We start from the raw sequence: 4,912 nt of genomic DNA on the forward strand, positions 1-4,912 counted from the left end.
CCCCGCAACGACGTCGAGGTCCACGACCGTCTTCCAGTCCCGATGCTCGAGCCGATAACTCACCACGCGATCGTCGCCAGCTCCTTCGCTCCTCTTTGTGACGACCAAATCTTGTGCCGCTGGCATCGATCGATCAAAGATCACGCTCCAAGCCCCGCCGACGACGCGGCGATACTCGGCAAGCCGATCGGCCGCCGCGGCAGTGTCGGCCGCCGGATCAGGAATCAACGCGTTTAACTTTTGATCACTCTGCCGCTTCCACCAAGCCAGCACCTTGCGTTCGTGCGAAATGGAGACCTCCGTCGGCGCCGGATGACCGTCGTCCCAAACCTTCATGTCCGCTTCACTGAGCGGTTCGAAATCGCTTTCCACCAGCGGCACATCGGCGGGCAACCCCAGGTGCTTGGCCATCCAGGGATACATCATCGCGCGTGTGACGTAGTTGTAGTTGTGCGGGTAGGTGAGCACGTCACCACACATCACGTTTTCTTTGACGCCCAACATCGCATAGAGTTGTTGCAACTGGGGAAAACCGTCGGTCAGCATGTCCTTGGTCCAGTCATTGGCCGCCGTCATGCCTTGCGGTTTAGGTGCGAACAGGGCAGCCAGTTCGACATTGCCGGTCCCGATCCGCAGATAGTTGCAGTTTTCGCAGTAGCAACCGCCCTGCATGGACGTCGACACCATCCCGTTGGGAAATCCGACTTTGATTCGCGGATCGATCGCGCCCAAGAGAATCGTTTGCGTCCCACCGCCGCTGCCGCCGGTCACGCCCAATCGATTCGGATCGACATCGGGTAGCTCGGCCAAGAAGTCCAGCGCGCGGATGGCATTCCAGGTCTGCAGCCCCATCACTGATTGCAAATTCAAATCGGCGTCGATGCTGTACAGACACGGCTGCTCGCGATCGGACTCTTCGGGTCGGGGCTGGGCATGGCGATGCGCGGTTTCGAATTCGATCTGCTGCGAATCGGCATAGCCGAGCATGTCAAAGATCAACGTGACGCAGCCCATGCGTGCCAGGTGCGCACAGCGAGCCAGCTTGGGGTAACGCCCTGAATTCTCAAAGACCTCGCCGCCGGATTGGATCTGTTTGGCCAGTTCGCCGTCGCTCAGTCGCATCGTTCGGCCCCCGTGTCCGTGAGGCGAAAGCACGGCGGGACGTTTGCCATCGACCAGTCCAAACGAATTATCTGCCGCAGGACGGAACAGCATCCCGGTGACGAAGTGCCCCGGCAGCGATTGAAAGTAGACCTTTTCAACCGTGAACCCGTCGCGCTGGATCTTGCCGTGCAAGACCGGCTGCAACGCAGTGCGGTCGGGCATCGGCCAAAGCCCCGTGGCGACCAACACGCGACGACGTAACGCATCGGCCCGGTCGTTCCAGCGGTCGACGGAATCCGGCACCACGAAGGGGAAGTGGTCGTTGAGTGTTTTGAGGTCTTGTTTTTCCGACTGGGCCTGCGACGTCATACCGGATGAAACGACGACCAGGACGACGAGCGGCCAAACGAAGAAACGCGGCATGGCGGTGGGACTTTGATGTGCGTGGCGGGAGGGGAAGCAGGCCTATAGAGTACCAAACCCGGCGGTGGCCTTGGTGAGACGGGGATGGCAGAATGATGGGATGGCAGAATGATTCCGGCTCCGCGAACGGATCGGCCAAACTATCATTATCGCCCCGTATCATTATCGCCACTTTGAATCATCCTGTCCTTCCGCTCCTGCAGCACCAGCCATTCCCGGCGACTCGTTTCCTTCGTGCACGGCACATTGGCCAAAAGTGACAGATCTCCTAGGCTAGGGGCGAGACCATCGAATCCTGCCATCGTCCCCTTGGACCGTTCGCCCATGTCCGCACTGCATGCCGATTTTTACGCCGACCAGATGGTCCAGCACGAAACGGTGCTGGAGCAAAACGAGTGCATCGCCGAAGCGACCTATCGGCTGCGAGTGTCGGCCCCGGGGATCGCATCGATCGCGGTTCCCGGCCAATTCGTGATGATCCGCCTGGCGGGCGTCGATGCACCGCTGATCGGTCGAGCCCTGGCGATCTGGGACGTGCTGCCGGGCGAGGATGGCAAACCGAAATACATCGACCTGATCTACCTGAAAAAAGGCAGCTTCACGACGGCCTGTGCCGAAAGTCCGCTGGGAACCAAAGTCAGCTTGTGGGGGCCGCTGGGCAACGGTTTCTCCGCACGGCCGTGTGACCGCTTGATCATGGCTGTCGGTGGGATCGGGCAAACACCGATGTTGTTGCTCGGACGCGAAGCGATCGGCAGCCAATCGTTCGGCCGGCCCAATGGCTGGGCGAACCACGTGGAACTGATCTACGGGGCGCGGCGTGAATCATTGCTCGCCGGCGTCCCCGATTTCCGCCAGGCCGATTTCGACGTCCAGCTCTGCACCGATGATGGATCCACGGGCCGACAGGCGCTGGTACCGGATGTCTTGGCCGCCCGGTTGGATGAACTCGATGACGCCTCTTCGGTTCGCGTCGTCACGTGCGGACCGGAGATCATGATGGAGAAGGTCGCCGACGCTTGCCGACAACGCGGCGTCGATTGTCAGGTTTCGATGGAAACCCCGATGGCCTGCGGAATCGGCATCTGCTTTTCATGCGTCGCCAAAGTCAAACAAGACGACGGCGAGTGGGATTACAAACGCACCTGCGTCGAAGGCCCGATCTTTGACGCCGACAAGATCGTTTGGTGACATCGATCCCGATGGAGGTCACGCTGTGCGCGACGGCAGGTACACGACGGGCGGCATGCACAGCATGCCCTACGCCATCAACAGTGCTGCTGCGCCGAGCCCACCGGCGACCAGGAACCCGGTGGCATCGATCAACGCGATCCGCCAAATCGGTTCGGCTTCGGTTTGGTAATACGCGCGAACGCTTTCGCCGTGCAGCCAAGCCCAGATACCGGCGCCGATCAGGATTCCTCCGACACCCTTGATGATGCTGAATTCCACGTCGTCTGCCATCGCCTCTTGCGCCACTTCGAAAAGCTTAAACGCCAGCCCCCAACCATAGCTGAGCAAGACGACATACCAGCACACCCGGCCGCGGAAGAAGCAGCAGATGCTGGTCGCCAACGACAGGGCCGCCATCAACCCCAGCATCCCGGCGATGAGGTAATAGACGAACCCCACCACGTCGGCCATGGCATCGTCCATGTCCTCCAACATCTCGGCATTGACGAAGCCGAGAAACAGCAGCATCAAGCCGCCGTAGAAGATTGCCGAGAGTCCGTTGATCAATCCGATAAAGATCAAGAAGGGCGGCCGCGGCGCCTCCCCTTGCATCACCAACGCTTCCCCCCGCCGGTCACTTCCCGAAATCGCCTCGTTGAGCATTTTCGCCGCGTTGGCGCCGGGCGCCTTGACCGCCACCTTGGCTCCCGGAATCTGAACCGCCTTGATCGGCGCCAAATCGGTTTCGGTCAACTCGTCGAACAACCCCGCTGCCGCCGCGGGTGCGGGCGTCGCGAGCGGTCGAGACTGGGCGGGTGCCCGTGTGGCGGCGGATGCTCCCTGTCGCGTCTGTCCGGGCGGCTTGGCCTGTGCCGTCGTCGCCGCAGGTCCCCCGGGTGCCCGCAGCTGTTTCCCGCACTTGCATTTGACCACCTTGCCGGCCGCCGTGTCGGGGATTTGAAGCAGAGACGCGCAGCCGGGGCACTTGATTTTCATGGATGGAAAAGCGTTCTTGGCAAAGGAAACGATGGCGATTCGGGGTGCCCATCTTAGCAACTCAGTGCCATTTGTCTGTCAAAATGCCGCGTCAGACTGGAATAAATGGGCTCGACCGGTTCATTTTCGTGCGGCAAGTTTCCTGCCCCGATTTTTCGGCCCACGCTATCTGAACAGTCGCGGCAACCCTTCCCCGACACTCTGCGCCTTTTGACTCAATGCCGCGTTCATCAATTCGATCGCGATCCGCGACTCCAGCGTCACGCCGGCACGGACACCGACGCAGGGGTCATGACGACCTTTTTCAAGCTGGAAATCGATCTCGCTGAGATCTTTCGTGACCGACTGTTGCGGCTTATTGATCGTCGAGGTGGGTTTGAATCCGACGCGAAACACCAGCGGCATGCCGGTGGTCATCCCGCCGATCAGACCGCCATGGGTGTTGGAAACGTACCCACCGCTGCGGATCGGATCGTTGTTCTCGCTGCCGACCCGCTCGATCACCGCCGCACCGGCGCCGACCTCGCAGGACTGGACCGCGTTGAGCCCGCCGAGCGTTCCCATGATCCGCACCTTTAAACTCTGATACAGCGGATCTCCCAACAGCGGCGGTACATTGAGCGCCACCACCTCGACTCCGGCACCGAGTGAGTCGCCGGACTTGCGCGTCTCTTTGATCAGCTCCGCAGCCTCGGACGCAAAACCGCTGTCGATCGACGGGATGACCGCAGCGTCGATGTCTCGCTGCATCGCGGCGATGGTGTCGGCATCGATCGTGACCGAATCCTGTTCGGCCAACAGTGCCTGGCAGCGATCGGCCAGCGAAACGTTCGCCCGCAGCGGTCCGACTTGATCGATCGAGGACAGCAACACGGTGCCGAAGGTCTGTTGCAAGAACAATCTGGCGATACTGCCGCCGACGACATCACTGATCGTGACGCGGTAACTGCTGCGCCCGCCGCCGCGGACATCGACGAATCCACGCGACTTGTGATACTTCACCAGATCCGTGTGCCCGGGCCGGACCTGGCCCTTGGGGCCGATGAATTGCGTGTAGTCACCCGATTTCTTGCTGGTCGACAGCACCATCGCCGCGATCGGCTCGCCGGTGGTGTATCCCGCCTCGTAGCCCTGGGATTCAAAACTCGCCCCCTCGACCTCGACGGTGATTTTTGATTCACCGCGGGTTGCGTCTCCCAGCAACGCCTCGTGATCG

Annotated in this window: 4 protein-coding genes; 1 reads left to right on the top strand and 3 read right to left on the bottom strand. The window is 61.0% G+C overall.

From position 1 onward, the window contains the following. Nucleotides 1-1,527 (bottom strand): alpha/beta hydrolase family protein (locus ABX749_RS21810; RefSeq protein WP_372897841.1); only part of this gene is annotated, 1,527 nt, incomplete at its 3' end. Between the two features lie 324 nt (nucleotides 1,528-1,851). Between ABX749_RS21810 and ABX749_RS21815 the strand changes: the two genes are divergently transcribed. Continuing rightward, the gene (locus tag ABX749_RS21815) at nucleotides 1,852-2,718 is read left to right on the top strand and encodes a dihydroorotate dehydrogenase electron transfer subunit (RefSeq protein WP_372897842.1); all 867 of its coding nucleotides are present in this window, start codon (nucleotides 1,852-1,854) and stop codon (nucleotides 2,716-2,718) included. Nucleotides 2,719-2,787: 69 nt separating this feature from the next. Here ABX749_RS21815 and ABX749_RS21820 read toward each other — a convergent pair whose 3' ends face one another. Beyond that, nucleotides 2,788-3,696, bottom strand: coding sequence for a hypothetical protein (locus ABX749_RS21820; protein ID WP_372897843.1), 909 nt, complete (start codon nucleotides 3,694-3,696; stop codon nucleotides 2,788-2,790). 165 nt (nucleotides 3,697-3,861) lie between these two features. Next, the coding region (locus ABX749_RS21825; protein WP_372897844.1) for a chorismate synthase at nucleotides 3,862-4,912 on the bottom strand (1,051 nt) is incomplete at its 5' end.

It is taken from the genome of Stieleria sp., assembly GCF_041595215.1.
Classification (GTDB): domain Bacteria; phylum Planctomycetota; class Planctomycetia; order Pirellulales; family Pirellulaceae; genus Stieleria; species Stieleria magnilauensis.

Bases quoted from the DNA above. Each gene is read 5' to 3' on its own strand.
- ABX749_RS21815 (WP_372897842.1), top strand. From the start codon at position 1,852: ATGTCCGCACTGCATGCCGATTTTTACGCCGACCAGATGGTCCAGCAC.
- ABX749_RS21820 (WP_372897843.1), bottom strand. From the start codon at position 3,696: ATGAAAATCAAGTGCCCCGGCTGCGCGTCTCTGCTTCAAATCCCCGAC.